The organism is Brevibacterium sp. CCUG 69071, from assembly GCF_021023135.1.
Classification (GTDB): domain Bacteria; phylum Actinomycetota; class Actinomycetes; order Actinomycetales; family Brevibacteriaceae; genus Brevibacterium.
On record NZ_PGFV01000001.1, the window covers coordinates 959,573 to 976,589 of the forward strand.

A 17,017-nucleotide genomic window follows, 5' to 3' on the forward strand; every position below is an offset into this window, starting at 1 on the left:
CGGTCGAAGGAGACTCATGGCGGCGTCGGATTCCCGGGCATCGAGCCCCCTCGTGGAGGCGGTCCGCCCGCCGAACGGCAGCCACCTCTCCGTCAGCACGAAGGTCCTCCTCCGCATCCTCGCCGCCATCCTGGCGCTCCTGCTCATCCTCACCCTGATCGGCGTCTTCATCGTTCGTCGGTCCTTCCCGACCACCGAGGGCGAACTCTCCCTGCCCGGTCTCGACGCCGAGGTGACCGTGACCAGAGATGCCTCCGGCATTCCCACCATCGAAGCCGAGACCGCACACGATCTGTTCCTCGCCCAAGGCTTCGTCCACGCTCAGGACCGGTTCTGGGAGATGGATTTCCGCCGCCATGTCACCTCCGGTCGGCTCTCCGAGCTCTTCGGCGAATCTCAGTTCGGCACCGACACCTTCATCCGCACCCTGGGGTGGAGACACGTCGCCGAACAGGAGGTCGCCGACTTCGACCCGACCACACGCGAGTACTACGAAGCCTATGCCGCGGGGGTCAACGCCTACATCCACGACCGTTCGCCCACCGAGCTGTCCCTCGAGTACGGGGTCCTCGGCCTGCAGACCGGTGGGATCGAGATCGAGGAGTGGACCCCGACCGACAGCGTGACCTGGCTCAAGGCCATGGCCTGGGATCTGCGTTCGAACATCGAGGACGAGATCGACCGGACCATCGTCGGCGCCGGCCTGTCCGAGGAGCACTTGGCTGACATCTTTCCCGACTACCCCTACGACTCCCGGCCGACGATCGTCGACGGCACCCCCGGCGGCCCAGCCGCCGACGGCCCGACTGCCGGCGACAATCAGCCCGCCGATGACGCTCAGGCAGGGGGCGAGATCACCTCAGCCCCCACCTCGGCGAGCGCCGAAGGATCCACCCACACCCCCACCGAGGTGTCCGAGGGCACTCCCACCGACCTCGTCGAACTCCGACGGACCCTGCAGTCCCTGCCCGCCCTGCTGGGCACGAACAGCCACGACATCGGGTCGAACTCCTGGGTCGTCTCCGGTGAGCACACCGAAAGCGGGGCACCGCTGCTGGCCAACGACCCGCACCTGTCCCCCGCCATGCCCTCCGTGTGGCAGCAGATCGGCCTGCGATGTGCCCAGGTCAGCGCCGAATGCCCCCTCGACGTCACCGGATTCTCCTTCTCGGGACTGCCCGGCGTCGTCATCGGACACAACCAGTCGATCGCCTGGGGGCTGACGAACCTCGGCCCCGATGTCGCCGACCTCGTGGTCGAGAAGATCCGCGATGCCGAAGTGATCCGCGATTCCGGCAGCGAACCGGTGCAGGTGCGCAAGGAGACGGTGAAGATCGCGAAGGACGAACCCCGGGAGATCACGATCCGCTCCACCAGCCACGGTCCCCTCGTCTCCTCACTCGACGGCCCCTACCGGAAGGTCCTCGACGCCTCCACCGGGGCGAACACGGAGAAAACCCAGTCCGGTCCCGCCGAGGAGCACTACCGGCTCGCCCTCGAATGGACGGCACTGGAACCGGGGTCGACGGCCACCGCGATCTTCGCCATCAACCGGGCCACGACCTGGCAGGAGTTCCGCCAGGCGGCCTCGCTCTTCGACGTCCCCGCCCAGAACCTCGTCTACGCCGATGTGAAGGGCAACATCGGCTACCAGGCGCCGGGCAAGATCCCCCGCCGAGGTGAGGGCGACGGAATGCTTCCGAGGCAGGGATGGAAGTCCGCCCAGGACTGGCAGGGCTACCTCGACTTCGCGGACCTGCCGAGCCTGTACAACCCCGACCGGGGATGGATCGTCACGGCCAACAATCCCGTCACCCGTCCCGGTGAGTCGGTGCAGCTGAGCAACGACTTCGACGACGGCGACCGCGCGGCCAGGATCACCGAGCTGCTCGAAGACGCGATCGCAGACGGCGATGTCGGCAACGCGGACATGGCCGCTATCCAAGGGGATGACCAGAACCCCCTGGCACGCCACCTGCTGCCGCTGCTGCTCGAGATGGAGTCCGGCAAGGACACCGACATCACCGCCGCGCAGGAGCTGCTGGCCGACTGGGACGGACACGATGACGCCGACAGCGCCGCCGCGGCCTACTTCAATGTGCTCGCCAAGACCATCCTCGACCAGGTCTTCGCCCCCAAGCTGCCCAAGGGCGCGCCTCCCTCGGGCGGGTCCCACTGGTACCTCGTCATCGAGAACCAGCTCGCCCAGCCTGATTCGCAGTGGTGGGACGACGGGCAGGTCCGGGGTAGGGACGATGCGCTGCGTCGGGCCATGCGCACGGCATGGAAGCGGACCCAGGATCTGCTCGGCACCGAGCCCGTGACCTGGCGGTGGGGAACCCTGCACGAGCTGACCATCCGCAACGCCAGCCTCGGCGAATCCGGGGTCACGGCCGTGGAGAAGCTGTTCAACCGAGGGCCCTATGAGGTCTCCGGCGGGTCCGGGGTCGTCAACGCCACGGGATGGGACGCCTCGGTGGGTTTCGAGACGAACTGGGTGCCGTCGATGCGTCAGATCATCGACCTTAGCGATTTCGACTCCTCCCGGTGGATCAACCTCACCGGGGCCTCGGGGCATGCCTTCCACCCGCACTATGCCGATCAGACCGAGGACTGGGCGGCCAACCGGACTCGGCCCTGGCCCTATACGCGGCAGGCCGTGACCGAAGCTGCCGAGGACACCTTGGTGTTGCGGCCCTAGGTGCTGCGGCCCTGAGTAATCGGTCCAGAGCGATCGGGCCGTCCTGTTCGCCGTGCACGCCGTGGCCCGGCTCAGGGCTTCAGGAGACTCAGGGCTTCGGGAGGATCTTCGCCTCGAGGAAGTTCGCCACATCGTCTTCCCAGCGGACCGGGTCGATGTTCCATTCCTTGGTGTGCCGGGACTTCTCGTAGACGGGCATCGTCACGAGATCGCGACGCACCGAGGCCAGGGCGTGGGAGGGTGCGGAGGGCACGAATTCGTCGTCATCGGAGTGGATGAGCAGCACCGGAACGTCGAGTTCGGCGGCGCGGGTCACCCAGTCCATCCGACCGAGGTCGAGCGGGGTCTGCAGCCCGGTGATGGGACGGGCCCAGGGCTGGGTGATCATCTCCAGGGTCAGCTTCGCGATCGGCGTCGGCAGCATGTTCTTCCGCGCCTGGCCGTCGAGGACATTGACCCAGTCGACGACGGGACCGTCGAGGACGAGGGCGGTGACGAAGCGGCGATTGCGGCCCCGGGAGGCCGCCTGTAGGGCGATCGCTCCGCCCATCGACCAGCCGAAGAGGACGACGCGGCGGGCGCCGTTGGCCACGGCATAGTCGATCGCGGCATCGACGTCGATCCATTCGGTGTCGCCGAGGCCGTAGCGGGATGTCGTCTCCACGCGCACCTCGGCGTCGTTGCGGTAGGACATCGCGATCGCCGGGACCCCGAGCGTGTTGAGCACGGGGGCGGCGCGCAGGCCTTCGGCGCGGGTGCTCGCGCGGCCGTGGACGAGGATCGCCCAAGTGTCCTTGGGCTCCGGATCGTCGGTGGGCAGCAGCCACGCGGGCAGCCGACCGGCATCGGATTCGATCTCGATGTCCTCGTACTTCACGCCTGCGGCCAGCGGTTCGGGGTAGACGACGCCCGTCCAGCGTCCCTGCCAGGCGCGTCGGATGTCGCCGCGGGTGACCGAGAGGATCTCTCGTGAGACGGTCCGCGACCGTGGATCGTATTCGACGATGTCGCCGATCACGGCATGCCCGGAGCCCTGATTGAAGTAGAGGCCGTAGGTGCCCGGCACGGTGGTCTCTTCATCGGCGGGGAGATGGATGCGCATATTCGGCGGGAAGCCGTCGATGTGCAGGATGTCCAACTCCTCCGGAGCGTTCTCCGGCACAACGATTCTGCGTGCGAAATAGGCTGCCAATCCCGAGGACGCCACCGAGATCACGGCACCGATCCCGGCACCGACACCCACGGACAGCGCCAACAGACGAGTCGGGAATTTCGTGTCGCGGACCATGAAAACCTCCTGCTCTCATTGTTCACCACGGAATGAGAAGTCTCCAAACGCTGTTGTGCAGGTCAGAGACCGAATGCGCGTCCGCCGAGGCGGGTGATCGGATATCCCGCACCCCGCGTCAGACCGCAGTGGGACAATAGAGCAGATGACAACGGACCACGGCATCCGCCGAGACGACCGCAACCACGAAGAAGCACCGGAGGCCACAATGACCCACACGCCGAACTCCGAGACCGACACCGCACCCGAGGAGATCCGCTGGCAGGACGTGCTCAGCCCCGAGGAGTTCTCGGTGCTGCGCCAAGGCGGAACCGAACGCCCCTTCACCGGCGAATACGTCGACACGACCACCGTCGGCATGTACCAGTGCCGTGCCTGCGGGGCCGACCTGTTCCCCTCGGACACGAAGTTCTCCTCACACTGCGGATGGCCTTCGTTCTACGCGCCCTTGGCCGAGGACCGAGTGCGCTACATCCGCGACACCTCCATGGGCATGGAGCGCGTCGAGGTCAGGTGCGCCAACTGCGATTCGCACATGGGTCACCTGTTCGAGGGCGAGGGATACAACACGCCCACCGACCTGCGCTACTGCATCAACTCGATCTCGCTCAAGCTCAACGACGGTGAGGGCGGTGCCGACTCCGCCGGCCGCAGCGACTCCGCCGAGGGCGAGGAGTGAACCCGGCACCGGAACTCATCGTCCGCACCTTCGACGATCTCAGTCGCGACGAGCTCTACGGGATCCTGCAGCTGCGTTCCCAGGTCTTCGTCGTCGAACAGAACTGCGTCTTCCTCGATCAGGACGGGACCGACACCTTGACCGGGACGTTGCATGCCTTCTTCCCCGGTGAGTCGCGGACCATGCAGGACACCCACGGCGCCGAGGTGGGGCGTAGCCTCATGCCCCGCTCCTATGCTCGTGTGCTGCCGCCCGGTTTCCCGGACGGTCCGGCCTCCGAACCGGGAGCGCGCAGCATCGGCCGGGTCGTCACCGATCCGGCCGCACGCGGGCAGGGCTGGAGCGGACGGCTCATCGCCGGACTGGTCGAGGCCTACGGTGCCGAGCCGCTGACGCTCAACGCCCAGAGCCACCTCGAGGGCTTCTACTCTCGATTCGGGTTTGCCCCGAACGGCCCGCGCTTCATGGAAGACGGCATCGAGCACACGCCGATGTCCCGGCTCGCCGACTGAGCGTCAGCCGACGAAGCATCAGGACGCCGACTGCGCATCCTGACTGTTCTGCGCCTCCGAGGCGTCGACGGCGGCGATGAGGCGCGTCATCGTCGCGTGCAACTCGCGCAGGCCCTGCTCGTCGATGTCGAGCTTGGCCATCATCCGACCGGGAATCGATTCGGCGGTCGTGCGCAGTTCGCGTCCGGTTCCGGTCAGCGAGACCTCGACGATGCGTTCGTCCTCGCTGCTGCGGGTGCGTTCGACATAGCCGAGCGTGGCGAGCCTCTTGACCAGGGGTGAGACCGTTCCGGCCTCGAGGCGGAGCATGTCCGCGATCCTGCGCATCGGCAGTGTTCCGTGCTGCCAAAGGGCGAGCATCACCAGGTACTGCGGATGCGTGAGGCTGATCGGCTCGAGCACCTCACGATATGCCCCGATCACGCTGCGCGAGGCTACAGCCAGCGCAAAGCAGATCTGACTCTCCAATGCCAAGGGGTCATGCGGGGCCGCCGCTTCCGGTGTCGACATGGATACCTCGTCTTCGGTCGGAACCGGGCCCTCGCGGCCATCGATGATGTGAGCGAGAGAACCCGGATCATTTACTTAGTGCACTAACGATTAGTGTACAATCAAACTATCCCGTTCGCATCGATCATCCCGCCGCGCGGCCCGAGAATTGGAGTGGATGCCCATGTCAGATCACCACGACCCGCAACGCGGCGTCGCCTGGCTCAATCGCTTCTTCCGCAGGATCGTCGGGCCTGCTCAGGTCGACAACTCGCGCCCCGGAGGCTACTTCGAAGACGAGAACCTGCGCCACCAGCAGCTCGAGGCGATGGGCCTGGAGATGCGCACCGATGCCAACGGCCACTCCTACGTGGTGAAGAAGAACTCCGACTGACTCGGTGCGATCGCGCGTGACACCGTCGCTCGGCGCGATCTCGAGTGGCGCCGCTGCCAGGCGCGGACATGAGACCGACGAAATGAGCTCGGGCCCCGAGCTTTCTCAGCAGTGTCGGAGACTCAGCGCCAGTCGGTGATGATGTCGACGAGTTCGCGGCGGGGTCCGGTGTAGAACGGGATCTCCTCGCGCACATGCAGACGCGCCTCGGTGTTGCGCAGGTCGCGCATGAGGTCGACGATGCGATGGAGCTCGGCCGCCTCGAAGGCAAGCAGCCACTCGTAGTCGCCGAGGGCGAAGGACGCGATGGTGTTGGCCTTGACGTCCTTGTATCCGGCGGCCGCCATGCCGTGATCGCGCAGCATCTTCGACCGTTCCGCCGGATCGAGGAGGTACCAGTCGTAGGAGCGGACAAACGGGTAGACGCAGATGTAATCGCCCGGCTCATCATCGGTGAGCAGCGCCGGCAGGTGGGCCTTGTTGAATTCGGCGGGACGGTGGAGGCCGACCACGGACCACACGGGTTCGAGGATGCCGCCGAGCAGGCTGCGGCGCACCGCGGAGTAGGCCGCCTGCACGAGTTCGATGCTCGGTGCGTGGTACCAGAACATCACATCGGCATCGGCGCGCAGGGCCGAGACGTCGTAGATTCCACGCACCACGAGCCCCTGCTCCTTGAGCGGGGCGAGTGCCGAATGGACCTCATCGGCGAGTTCGGCGCGGTTGGCATCGCCGAGCTCACCGGCCGAGGCGAAGACCGAGTAGGCGATGTAGCGGGTCTCGGAATTGGCCTTCTCGATCTGCTCGTCGCTGGGGTGGGAGTATTCGCTCATTCCTGCTCCTTCTCTGTTCTCTGGATTCGTACTCTGGATTCGTTGTCGGACTGGTCATTCATTCGTCTGCCGCGGCCAGGCGTGCGGCGACCGCCTCGGCGCGGGAGATGCAGGCGGGGATGCCGACGCCGTCGAAGGCGGATCCGGCGAGTTCGAGGCCGTCGATGGCGGCGATGTCGGCGTCGATGTCCCCGATGAGCTCAGCGTGCCCGGGCAGGTACTGCGGCAGGGCCTGATCCCAGCGTTGGACCTCGGCGGCCAGGAGTCGGTCGCCGGTGCGGCCGGTGATCGACTGCCAGTCGGCGAAGGCCTTCTCAATGAGATCGGCATCGTCGAGGGATCTCCATCCGTCGGGTCCGTCGCCGCGACGGCCGATGCTCATCCGCATCAGTGCGGTGCCCGCGGGAATGTGGCTGCGCAGCCAGGGCCATTTGTTCGACACGAAGGTCGAGGCCTTGATCAGAGTGTCTTCGGTCGGAGGGACGAGGAATCCGGAGCCGGTGAAGGGTTCGGAACCGAGTTCGATCAGGGCCGGCACCAACGCGGTGGTGGCGTAGGGCACCTGGCCCAGCAGTGCCGCGGACCGGGGAGCCTCCTCGGCGAGGAGATCCTTTGTCACATGGGCGGGGGTGGCGAGGACGAGGCGATCGGATTCGATGGTCGATTCCGCGGTCTCGACGAACCAGCGTCCGCTCTCTCCCCGCACCGAGGTGACTCCGGCGTCGAGGCGGATGGTCCCGCCGGCCGCACGGATCCGGTCCGCGAGGGCGGGAATGAGTCGATTGATCCCGCCGACGAGGCTCATGAACACCGGTTCGGCTCCGGTGCCGGTCGGACGTGCGGCGGCCTGCTCATCGCGGGCGGCCAGCAGCCGGGAGACGAGGTCGAGCACGGAGGTGCCTTCGCGTGCCGCCGGGAGCAGGGCGGGCACGGTCGCGGCCAGGGACAGTTCCCGGCAGCGGCCCGCGTAGACCCCGCCGAGGAGCGGGTCGACGAGGGTGTCGACGAGATCCGGGCCGAGGCGTTCGCTGAGGAAATCTCCGAGTGAGGTGTCCGCACCGTCGATCGGTTCGGTGATGACCTCGTGGGCGAGACGCTTCGCGGCGTCGGGCCCGATGAGCTCGGCCACCTCGGCGGCCTCGGCGGGCACTCCCATCACGGTGCGTTTGGGAATGGGGCGCAGGCGGCCTCCGGTGAACACCTGTGAGGAGTGTTCGGCCGAGGGGAATTCGACGTCGAGGCCGAGTTCGGCGGCGAGTTCCTTCGCCTCCGGGCGCCGGAACAGGCTGGCCTCGGCACCCGTGTCGAGCCCGATCGGGATCGCACCTGACAGCGTGGACTGCTGCAGGCACCCGCCGAGGCGGGACCCGGATTCGAGGACGGTGACCCGGTGGTCAGCGGCGAGCCGAAAGGCGGCGACGAGGCCGGAGATCCCTCCCCCGACGATCGTGATCTCGCTCATCGGCTCAGGCGCGTTCTGCGAGGATCTGTTCGGAGACCCTGTGCACCTCGGCGACGATGCGTCCCGGGACCTCGGGGTCCGTGTCCGGAAGCACACCGTGGCCGAGGTTGAAGACGAAGCCGCGGTCGAGCTCGAGCCCCTGTCGCACGATCGCCTCGATGCGCGGGGCCAGTGCCTCCCACGGGGCGAAGAGCAGCGCGGGGTCGAGGTTGCCCTGCAGGGCTTGGCCGGGCTGGACGCGGGTGGCGGCGTCGGCGAGGTCGACGCGGAAGTCGACGCCGACGGCCGAGGATCCGGCCCGGGACATCGAGGTCAGCAGCTCACCGGTCTGGACGCCGAAGTGGATGCTGGGCACCTCGTGGCCGGCCAGTGCGGCGAAGACCGCGGCGGAGTGCTCGAGCACCTGGTTCTCGTAGTCGCGGCGGGACACGTATCCGGCCCAGGAGTCGAAGAGTTGGAAGGCCCTGGCCCCGGCCGAGAGCTGGACGTCGATGAAAGTCGCGGAGATGCGAGCGAGTTTGGCCAGCAGGGCCGCGAAGCTCGCAGGATCGGCAGCCATGAACGACTTCGTCTTCTCATGGTTCTTGCTCGGCCCGCCTTCGATGAGGTAGCTGGCCAGGGTGAACGGGGCTCCGGCGAAGCCGATGAGCGGGGTGTCGGCATCGAGTTCGGCGACGACGCGGCCGATCGATTCGGCGATGTCGGGGATGTCCGCGGGGTCGAGCTCCGGAAGGGCGTCGACGTCGGCACGGCTGCGGATGGGGTCGGCGATGACCGGGCCCTTGCCGGCCACGATCTCGACATCGACCCCGGCCGCTTGGAGGGGAACGACGATATCGGAGAAGAAGATCGCGGCGTCGACGCCGTGGCGGCGCACGGGCTGCAGGGTGATCTCCGAGACCAGCTCGGGGTCACGGCAGGCCGCGAGCATCGCAGTGCCCTCCCGCAGCTTCCGGTACTCAGGGAGGGAACGTCCGGCCTGACGCATGAACCAGACAGGGGTGCGGGTGATCGGCTCCGAACGCAACGCCGACAGCAGGGGTGAAGTCATGGTTCCATCCTCCCATTCTTCGCATCCCTTGGCCCACCCGGTTCCGGTTTCAAGACGCAGTGTCTTGACTCTCACATTCCGTGGTCCGTGCCGGAAAACTCTTGCCGCTCGCACGGCGTGGACGGTTCTCCTCGTTCCGGGGCTGATCTATCGTGGCGACTGTGGTCAACACCTCACCTCTCAATCGCATCCCGGCGGAGTTCACCGCCGTGACCTCGGTTCTGCGCGAAGCGCGGAACACGAACAATGTGTCGATTTCCGAGATCCCGGCCCCGGCCCGTCTGGCGCCGTACTCCTATGCCCTCGGCGCCGAGGTGCGTGCCGATGAGACCTTCCTGCAGGCCAGCGACGAGACGATCGACGAGTTGGCCACCGGCCGGATCGTCGTCCTCTACGATCCCAGCTCCCCCGAGGAGTGGGAGGGCCAGTTCCGGATCGTGTCCTATATCCGTGCCGAGCTCGAACACGAGCTGGGCAATGAGACGATGCTCGGCCATGTGGCGTGGAGCTGGCTCGAGGAGGCGCTCGAGTCCAACGACTGCGAGGTCGTCGCCGCCGGCGGCACGACGACCCGGGTGCTCTCGGACAGCTTCGGAACTCTGGCCAGCCGTCCGGCCACGATAGACTTGGAGCTGCGTGCTTCGTGGACCCCGGTGATCGCCGAGCCGGATCTGATCGGCAATCACTTCGAAGCGTGGATCGATCTGCTCAGCACAGTCGCCGGACTGCCACCTCTTCCTGAAGGAGTATCAGCCCTGCCCGGGCGTCGTCGATGACAACTGAACTACCGCTCTTGGCCACACCCGCTCACGGCATCCCCGAAGTCGTCGACACCCAGGATGGCTTCTCCGCAGCCTGCAGCGATCTCAACGCGGCCACCGGTCCGATCGCCATCGACGCCGAACGCGCCTCGGGCATCAGGTATGGCCAGCGAGCGTTCCTCGTCCAACTGCGCCGTGAAGGTGCGGGAACCTTCCTCCTCGACTCCGAGACTCTCGGCGACCTCAGCCCGCTCAACCCCGCCCTCGGCGAGGACGAGTGGGTCATCCATTCGGTCACTCAGGATCTGCCCTGCCTGCAGGATCGCGGCATGCGGCCCGGCGCCCTCTTCGACACCGAGCTCGCCGCACGTCTGCTCGGCTGGGAGAAGTTCGGCCTGGCGGCGGTCGCCGAGCGGACTCTCGGAGTGCGACTGGCGAAGGAGCATTCCGCGGCGGACTGGTCGAAGCGACCGCTGCCCGAGGAATGGCTGAACTACGCCGCCCTCGATGTCGAGGTGCTGCTGCCGATCCGGGACATCCTCCACGAGGCTCTCGTCGAGGCCGACCGGTGGGAGTACGCCCGGCAGGAGTTCGAGCATCTGCTCGATTTCGAACCCAAGCATCGCAATGAACCCTGGCGGCGCACGCACGGACTCTCGAAGATCAAGTCGCGTCGCGACATCGCCCGCGTGCGGGAGCTGTGGATCGCCCGCGACGCCATGGCCTTTGAGGCGGATGTGGCACCGACGAAGATCCTACGCGACCGAGATCTCACCGCTTTGGCGCAGTCGAGGGTGCAGTCGAGTGATGACATCATGCGCGACTGGCCGAAACTCTCCCGTGCGGATTCGGGTCGCCTCTTCCGTGCCTACCGCAAGGCCGGTCGGCTGCCCGTCGATGAGCTTCCCTCCCGGCGCGAATCCGGCGAGGAACCCAGAGAGCGCAGCCCCTTCAGCCATGCCGATCTCAAGGATCGGGTCGCAGCGCTGAAGTCCGCGATGGGCGAATTGGCGGAGGAGCTGACAATGCCCCACGATGTCCTCCTGCAGCCTGCGATCGTCAAGTCACTCGCGGCCGTCGGACGAATGGATGTCCCGGCCTTCCTCGCCGAGCGCGGTGCCAGGGACTGGCAGATAGAGCTGAGCACCCCCGCACTCACGAAGACGCTGGAGTCCCTCCCCCGCGCCTAGCGGTCTTGCTGACTCAGCCGGCGGTTCGTGCCCGTGCACGGAGACGATCGGTCACCTCGGCAGGGAGGTTGCGGAGGATCTCGCGCGCCATCGTGGCGACGTCGAGGCCCGCGTGGTCGAGGATCTCCACACGGCTTCCCTGCGGCAGGAATTCAACCGGCACACCGAGCTCGAGAACCCCTGGACGCAGCTGCGCATCACTCAGTTCGAACCGAATCTGAGCCCCGACTCCCCTGCCTTCGATTCCGTCCTCGATCACGGCCACGAGCCTGTGATCCATCGCCAGGTCGATGACGCTGCCCGGCACCGGCAGCACCCACCGCGGATCGACGATGCTCACGCGCACGCCGTCCTCGGCCAAGTGATCGGCGAGTTCCCCGGCGCGCTCGGCGAACGGTCCGACGGAGACGATGAGCACATCGGCATCTGTGCCCTGCGGTCCTTCCCGGAGGACGTCGACGCCGTCGTGCAGGCGGCGAATCGCGGGCACATCGGCGCCGACGCTGCCGCGAGGGAAGCGAATCACGCTCGGGCCGTCCTCGATCGCTACGGCCTCGTTCAGTTCCTCGACCAGCCGCGCGCCGTCGCGCGGTGCGGCGAGTCGGAGTGCGGGTACGAGGCGCAGCAACGCCATGTCCCAGATTCCGTGGTGGCTGGCGCCGTCGGGCCCGGTGACTCCGGCCCGGTCGAGGACGAAGGTGACCGCCTGCCTGTGCAGGGCGACGTCCATGAGCACTTGGTCGAAGGCGCGGCTGAGGAAGGTTGCGTACAGACAGACGACGGGGTGCAGGCCGCCGAAGGACAGACCGGCGGCGGAGGCCACAGCGTGCTGTTCGGCGATGCCGACGTCGAAGACCCGGTCCGGGAATGCCTCAGCGAACTTCGCGAGCCCCACCGGCTGCAGCATCGCCGCGGTGACGGCGACGATATCGTCCCTGGTCTGTGCGATCTCGAGGATCTCGTCGCCGAACACCGATGTCCAGGAGGTCTGTGTCGAACGAGCCGCTTTTCCCTTCGACGGAACTGGCCGTCCCGTGGATGGATCGATGACACCCACGGAGTGGAACTGATCGGCATCGTCGTTGAGCGCCGGGTCGTAGCCGTGGCCTTTCTCCGTGATCAGGTGCACGATGATCGGGCCGTCCTCGTACTGCCGGGCCCGCTGCAGGGCCTCCTCGACCGCGGCCAGATCATGACCATCGACAGGTCCGAGGCACTTGATTCCGAGTGCGCCGAACAGTCCGCTCTGCGGCTGGACCGTCCATTCTCGGAACGAGCTCGTCTCATCCTCGGACCGGACTTCCTTGTGGCCGGGCGAACCTGCTTGGCCGGGCGATCCCGCTTGGCCGGGCGATCCGGTCTCCCCGCCTGATGCGGTACGTGATGCGTCACGCAGTCGGCCGAGATGCTCGGCGATTCCACCCACCGTCGGGGCGTAGGACAGACCGTTGTCGTTGACGACGATGACGAGCCTGCGCGGCGGGGTCGACTTGTCCGCGGCGATCGTGTTGAGCGCCTCCCAGGCAAGGCCTCCGGTCAGTGCCCCGTCGCCGATGACCGCGACCACGTGGCGGTCCGTCTCACCGCTGAGCCCTCGGGCCTTGGCGATGCCGTCGGCCCAGGACAGGGACGCCGAGGCGTGGGAGTTCTCAAGGACGTCGTGGTCGCTCTCGCTCCGACTGGGATAGCCGGAGAGCCCGCTGCGCTGGCGCAGAGTGGAGAATTCGCCCCTTCGTCCCGTCAGCAGTTTGTGCACGTAGGCCTGGTGGCCGACGTCGAAGAGGATGGTGTCCCGCGGGGAGTCGAAGACCCTGTGGATGCCCACTGTCAGTTCAACCACGCCGAGGTTGGGTCCGAGATGTCCGCCCGTGCCGGCGACCGTGGCCACCAGGTAGTCGCGGATCTCCTCTGCCAACGTTTCGCACTCGGCACCGTCGAGTCTGCGCAGGTCTGCCGGTGACGCGATCGACTCGAGGAGGGTCATACGGGGCCTTGCTCCTGAACTCTTCGCTGACGGACGGATTCCACTCGAACCATCGTAGCGCGGCCCACTCCCCCACCCGAAGAGTCCACGCTTCACGGCCTCTGCATCGAGACACTTCCTGCCGCACGTTCCCGGCTCGCGCCCGGCCCAGCCCGCACGTCCTACAGCGAGTGACATAACGCACCGTAGCACCGAGTGGCTATGTCACTCTCGCGATGATTTGCTGAGCTTGACCTTCCGAGGATCGCTGTCCATGCGCGGCCACAGGAGCACCACGAGCGCCGTCATGATGAGGGCAACCACTCCGGCCAACGGGAACATGAATGCGACGAGTATCCACAGGAGAATGCCGCCGATTCCAGTGGAGTCCGAATACACTGCCTGAGCCGTCGACAGACTGCTCAGCAGGTTGGCGGAGACCAGGGCGAAGAAAGTGATGGTGCCGAAAGCCGCCGCGACAGGGACGGAGGTGGCCACGGTCGAGACAAATCGGCGGATCCCCACCAGTGACACGGCCCCGATGATTCCGGCCAGCGCCATCAGACCGAACTTCACTTCCCAGGTTTCGCCTGTCATGACATCGGCGGGGGCGAGGAATTCGACGGTGAGGACGGTGATGACGATGAGGATGGCGGCAAAAGACAGCGCCCAGACAGCAAACACGATTCTCGTGCGATGACGACCGCGCTGTTGAGAAGCGCCGTTGACTGCCGCGGGTGTCTCCCCTGCCGCCGACGTCTCTCGAAGGCGAGGGGCTGCATCTCGCCTGGACATGATCAGCCAGACGACCACGCCGGCCAGTAAGAATGGGTAGATCAGAATCCCGATGTACGGGAGGAAGGCCAACGGTGTGAAGACGATGGAGACGATGTCGGCAAGCGACGAGTCGGCATCGTAGAACACCAGACCGACGAGCTCAACAAGCCCGGCTCCAAGGATGACGATGACACTGACGAGCGCAAATGCAGACCGGACTCCTGCGGGCAGCCCCCGTCCGATGTTGAGTGCGCACGCGGCAGCCACCGCAGCGAAGAAGAATCCGCAGAGACTCGTCACCCACGGCCGGGCGACGAAGTAGCTCTCTGACGCGACGTGCATGCCCACGTAGCCGGCCCATGCGACCAGGTGAACGGCGTAGGCGACTATGAGTGCGCCGAAGCCCAGCGGCCGGTCCTGCACCGACCACCCGCGCTCCGACGCCGACGACGATCGCGCTGATCCACCACCAGGACCCTTTTCCATGCGCTGATCATCGCACACACTTCGGATTCAATGATGCAGCCACTCGTACGTTTCTGCGCCCGGTGCTACAGGGGCGCGCCCCGCCATTGCGTGCACGTCCTACAGCGAGTGACATAACGCCCCGGAGGAACGCGTGGGTATGTCACTCTCGCGACGTTTTGCTGAGCGCAGGCTTCGGGCGCCCGTAGCCACCGGGGCAACCGGCACCGCTACCCACTCCCCGCCGAAACTCACACGTCCTACAGCGAGTGACATAACGCACCGAAGGAACGCGTGGGTGTGTCATTCTTGCGAGGTTACGGGGGGCTGCAGGCCATAAACACCCGAGTGGGTGGCTCGGCCGCGTCCCCGGAACGGCCGCGCTGACGGCCCCGTCCGACGGAGTCCGGGCGGGGACGCGACGAGGGCCGGTGGGAATCAATCCCACCGGCCCTCGACCGTTTTCACTCAGCGACCGCAGCCGCCGCGTTCATTCAGCGTCCGTACTCATTGAGCAACAAGCCGCGACCGCGATCACGCAGCGGCCACAACGACCACTGCGCGACCGTCAGGCCGCCTGCCTGAATCAGGCGGTCGCGAGCTGACGCAGCACGTATTGAGACATGCTTCGTCGACGTGCACGGTAGTCAAGCGCTCGAGTCCGACAGCAAATCCCCTGGTCAGAGGCGCGCTATGAATCCTGCGGGGGCTTTCCCGCAGCCGCTGACACATCGCCGTCGACACGCTTCGACTACGGTAGATTCGCCATGAATGGTGACTATCCCGGGTCGGGCCCCGAGGACATGGAAGGGGCTTCGTCAGTCATCCATCGCTGAAACAGGCATCCAGTCGAATCAATCACGCGCAGGCGTCCGTCTCACGAAGCCTGTCTCGAGCCATGTCATCACGCGACTCACACTCTAGAGCTTTGGGGCCACCTGCACGGCCATCTCGTCCACGTTCGGCATGTGCTGCTTCACCGAACCCTCTGCCTCCGCCGCCAGCCGGTCGGCATCGGCAAGGCTCGTCACGGAGGTGCGGACGAGCGCGTCGCCGTGGAGGCGGTGCCCGACCCAGCGCATCCGCACCCGCTCCACCGACTCGACCTCGGCCAGATGCCCCAGGGCGCGCTCGGCGCGTTCGACGAGCTCCGGCTCAACGCCGTCCATCAACCGTCGGCCGACCGAGCGCACGGTGCCCACCAGCAGCACTGCGATCATGGCCGAGATCAGCAGGCCAACGATCGGGTCGGCCAAGGGGAAGCCGAGCAGCACGCCGATCCCGCCGGCCACGACGGCCAGAGAGGTAAACCCGTCGGTGCGGGCGTGGATGCCGTCGGCGACCAGGGCGGCCGAGCCGATCTTTCTGCCCACGCGAATTCGGTAGACGGCGACCGCCTCATTGCCGAGGAAGCCGATGATGCCGGCCACGATCACCCAGCCGATGTTCTCCATCGGGCGAGGGTTGAGCATGCGGTCGATCGCTTCCCACGCGGCGATGACCGCGGACAGGGCGATCATCAGGACGATGAACAGCCCGGCAAGGTCCTCGGCCCGGTTGAAGCCATAGGTGTACTTCCGTGTGGCGACCCGTCGGGACAGCACGAACGCGATCCACAGCGGCACTGCGGTCAGGGCGTCGGAGAGGTTGTGGATCGTGTCGGCCAGCAGCGCGACCGAGCCGGAGAATGCGACGACGACGGCCTGCAGCACGGTCGTTGCCAGCATGAGCACTAGGCTGATCTTCAGCGCGCGGATTCCCTCGGAGTGGGCTTCCATCGCGTCGTCGATCGAGTCGGCGGCGTCGTGGGAGTGCGGCACGAAGATCCCGTAGAGGAAGCCCTTGAACCCCGTCGGGTGGGAGTGGCCGTGCTCGCCGTGGTCATGGGAGTGGTCATGACCGTGCGCATACTCGTGATTCTGGCCGTGATCATGATCCGCGTGATCATGCGCGGACGATCCGCTCTCCTGCTCGTGCTCAGCGTGCGGATGGGCGTGGCTGTGCTCGGTCATTCTTCTGCTCGTTCGTCGTGGTGATGGGCCGGGACCTGCCCATTGGCGACAGAGTGCTCGGCCTGGAAGATCGCGTCGGACACCAGCTGGGAGGCGTGCTCGTTCTCCAGCCGATAGAACACCCGTTGCCCCTCCTGCCGGGTCGACACGATCCGGGCCATCCGCAGCTTCGCCAGGTGCTGCGACACCGCGGCCGGCGACTTGCCCACGCTCTCGGCGATATGGTTCACCGACAGCTCGTCGCTGCGGCGCAGCGCAAGGACGATCCGGACCCGGGTCGCGTCGGCAAGGAGTCCGAACACCTCAACGGCAAGTTCCACGTATTGGCTGTCGGAGTCGAGCCCGCACATCTGCTTATCTGCATCCATACGCAGATTATTGCATACTCGAACGTAAGTGCGCACGGGTACGTAGTGAGCGAGGTGCCGCCGGTCGCCCGC

General features: G+C 66.5%; 15 protein-coding genes. 6 read left to right on the forward strand and 9 right to left on the reverse strand.

Annotated features, from left to right (window positions below):
* Positions 1–16: 16 nt before the first annotated feature.
* Positions 17–2,701, forward strand: coding sequence for a penicillin acylase family protein (locus CV023_RS04405; protein WP_230744232.1), 2,685 nt, complete (start codon positions 17–19; stop codon positions 2,699–2,701).
* 88 nt (positions 2,702–2,789) lie between these two features.
* Here the strand turns inward: CV023_RS04405 and CV023_RS04410 are convergent, their stop codons facing one another.
* Positions 2,790–3,989: an alpha/beta hydrolase family protein gene (locus CV023_RS04410; RefSeq protein WP_230744233.1), complete on the reverse strand. Its 1,200-nt coding sequence runs from the start codon at positions 3,987–3,989 to the stop codon at positions 2,790–2,792.
* 208 nt (positions 3,990–4,197) lie between these two features.
* Between CV023_RS04410 and msrB the strand changes: the two genes are divergently transcribed.
* Entirely contained in the window at positions 4,198–4,668 is a 471-nt protein-coding gene (gene msrB, locus CV023_RS04415) for a peptide-methionine (R)-S-oxide reductase MsrB (protein ID WP_230744399.1), read from the forward strand.
* Positions 4,665–5,180, forward strand: coding sequence for a GNAT family N-acetyltransferase (locus CV023_RS04420; RefSeq protein WP_230744234.1), 516 nt, complete (start codon positions 4,665–4,667; stop codon positions 5,178–5,180). Before msrB ends, CV023_RS04420 begins: the two co-directional genes overlap by 4 nt.
* Positions 5,181–5,198: 18 nt before the next feature.
* Here CV023_RS04420 and CV023_RS04425 read toward each other — a convergent pair whose 3' ends face one another.
* Positions 5,199–5,690 (reverse strand): MarR family winged helix-turn-helix transcriptional regulator, encoded by a 492-nt coding sequence (locus CV023_RS04425; protein ID WP_230744235.1) that lies wholly within the window; start codon positions 5,688–5,690, stop codon positions 5,199–5,201.
* 163 nt (positions 5,691–5,853) lie between these two features.
* Here CV023_RS04425 and CV023_RS04430 point away from each other — a divergent pair, with 163 nt between their 5' ends.
* On the forward strand, positions 5,854–6,063 hold the full coding sequence (locus tag CV023_RS04430; protein WP_230744236.1) for a hypothetical protein: 210 nt from the start codon (positions 5,854–5,856) through the stop codon (positions 6,061–6,063).
* Between the two features lie 122 nt (positions 6,064–6,185).
* Here CV023_RS04430 and hemQ read toward each other — a convergent pair whose 3' ends face one another.
* From hemQ to hemE, 3 genes are read right to left on the reverse strand one after another with little or no spacing between them, the layout of a single operon-like run.
* Complete coding sequence (gene hemQ / locus CV023_RS04435) at positions 6,186–6,896, reverse strand: hydrogen peroxide-dependent heme synthase (protein WP_230744237.1); 711 nt, start codon at positions 6,894–6,896, stop codon at positions 6,186–6,188.
* 58 nt (positions 6,897–6,954) lie between these two features.
* A complete protein-coding gene (hemG, locus tag CV023_RS04440) occupies positions 6,955–8,358 on the reverse strand; it encodes a protoporphyrinogen oxidase (RefSeq protein ID WP_230744238.1) in 1,404 nt (467 codons plus the stop codon).
* Between the two features lie 4 nt (positions 8,359–8,362).
* Positions 8,363–9,409 (reverse strand): uroporphyrinogen decarboxylase, encoded by a 1,047-nt coding sequence (hemE, locus tag CV023_RS04445; RefSeq protein ID WP_230744239.1) that lies wholly within the window; start codon positions 9,407–9,409, stop codon positions 8,363–8,365.
* Positions 9,410–9,570: 161 nt separating this feature from the next.
* Here hemE and CV023_RS04450 point away from each other — a divergent pair, with 161 nt between their 5' ends.
* Positions 9,571–10,185 (forward strand): DUF3000 domain-containing protein, encoded by a 615-nt coding sequence (locus CV023_RS04450; RefSeq protein WP_230744240.1) that lies wholly within the window; start codon positions 9,571–9,573, stop codon positions 10,183–10,185.
* Between the two features lie 17 nt (positions 10,186–10,202).
* A complete protein-coding gene (locus CV023_RS04455) occupies positions 10,203–11,360 on the forward strand; it encodes a ribonuclease D (RefSeq protein WP_230744241.1) in 1,158 nt (385 codons plus the stop codon).
* A gap of 13 nt (positions 11,361–11,373) precedes the next feature.
* On the opposite strand, the gene dxs is transcribed toward CV023_RS04455, so the two are convergent.
* The 4 genes from dxs to CV023_RS04475 form a co-directional block, all read right to left on the reverse strand.
* Positions 11,374–13,344 carry a 1-deoxy-D-xylulose-5-phosphate synthase gene (gene dxs / locus CV023_RS04460; protein ID WP_230744242.1) on the reverse strand — a complete coding sequence of 657 codons (1,971 nt, stop codon included), beginning with the start codon at positions 13,342–13,344 and terminating at the stop codon, positions 11,374–11,376.
* Positions 13,345–13,548: 204 nt separating this feature from the next.
* Entirely contained in the window at positions 13,549–14,586 is a 1,038-nt protein-coding gene (locus CV023_RS04465; RefSeq protein ID WP_230744243.1) for a hypothetical protein, read from the reverse strand.
* Between the two features lie 899 nt (positions 14,587–15,485).
* Positions 15,486–16,577 (reverse strand): cation diffusion facilitator family transporter, encoded by a 1,092-nt coding sequence (locus CV023_RS04470; protein ID WP_092013211.1) that lies wholly within the window; start codon positions 16,575–16,577, stop codon positions 15,486–15,488.
* A complete protein-coding gene (locus CV023_RS04475; RefSeq protein ID WP_230744244.1) occupies positions 16,574–16,945 on the reverse strand; it encodes an ArsR/SmtB family transcription factor in 372 nt (123 codons plus the stop codon). The genes CV023_RS04470 and CV023_RS04475 overlap by 4 nt, the downstream gene beginning before the upstream one ends.
* Positions 16,946–17,017: the final 72 nt, after the last annotated feature.